Origin of the sequence: Acinetobacter sp. MD2(2019) (genome assembly GCF_035615615.1) — a bacterium.
Lineage (GTDB): Bacteria > Pseudomonadota > Gammaproteobacteria > Pseudomonadales > Moraxellaceae > Acinetobacter.
On sequence record NZ_VTDU01000078.1, the window covers coordinates 1 to 449 of the forward strand.

1 rRNA gene is annotated in these 449 nt (G+C 49.4%); it reads right to left on the reverse strand.

Features of this window, described 5'->3' with window-relative positions:
- Positions 1 to 449 (reverse strand): 23S ribosomal RNA (locus tag I2F62_RS13145); the annotation flags it as partial.

A 449-nucleotide genomic window follows, 5' to 3' on the forward strand; every position in this document is an offset into this window, starting at 1 on the left:
AGGCTTGATTAGCCTTTCACCCCTATCCACAAGTCATCCCCTGGCTTCTCAACGACAGTGGGTTCGGTCCTCCAGTTAGTGTTACCCAACCTTCAACCTGCTCATGGATAGATCGCCTGGTTTCGGGTCTACACCCAGCAACTATACGCCCTATTAAGACTCGGTTTCCCTACGGCTCCCCTATACGGTTAACCTTGCTACTGAATGTAAGTCGCTGACCCATTATACAAAAGGTACGCAGTCACATAATAAAGTATGCTCCCACTGCTTGTATGCATGCGGTTTCAGGATCTATTTCACTCCCCTCACAGGGGTTCTTTTCGCCTTTCCCTCACGGTACTGGTTCACTATCGGTCAGTCAGGAGTATTTAGCCTTGGAGGATGGTCCCCCCATATTCAGACAAGGTTTCACGTGCCTCGCCCTACTCGTCATCATTATCTAAGCCCTT